1 pseudogene is annotated in these 436 nt (G+C 69.3%); it reads left to right on the top strand.

Annotation, left to right across the window (positions count from 1 at the left end):
• A pseudogene (locus B3T77_RS01595) lies at positions 1-304 on the top strand (HslU--HslV peptidase ATPase subunit); the annotation flags it as partial.
• Between the last annotated feature and the right edge of the window lie 132 nt (positions 305-436).

The following is a 436-nucleotide window of genomic DNA, read 5'->3' as shown; positions in this document are numbered from 1 at the left end:
CCTGACCGAGCCGGAAGCCAATCTGATCCGTCAGAACCAGGCCCTGCTGGCGACCGAGGACGTGACCCTGACCTTCACCGACGATGCGGTCGAGGCGATGGCCGATGCGGCGGTGGCGGCCAACAGCGCGGTCGAGAACATCGGTGCGCGCCGGCTTCAGACCGTGATGGAGCGGGTGTTGGAGGAGACCAGCTTCAAGGCCTCGGAACTGTCGGGCCAGACCGTGACCTTCGACGGCGACGCGGTGCGCGAGAAGATGGACGCCCTGACCAAGGACGTCGATCTGAGCCGCTTCATTCTGTAGCGACGCGCTCGGCGGCCTTGCGGTTCTGGCGGCCGCGCAGGCGATCCGGCACCCGCTCGGCCTGGCGCTGGGTGAAGGCTAGGGCCGCGGGATTGCCGCGCCGGGCGCCGATGCTGTCGGCGACCTTGGCGC

Source organism: Brevundimonas sp. UBA7838 (assembly GCF_002500885.1).
Classification (GTDB): domain Bacteria; phylum Pseudomonadota; class Alphaproteobacteria; order Caulobacterales; family Caulobacteraceae; genus Brevundimonas; species Brevundimonas vesicularis_C.
Note: the sequence above shows the minus strand (reverse complement) of the source record. Positions and strands in the feature narration are given on the sequence as shown.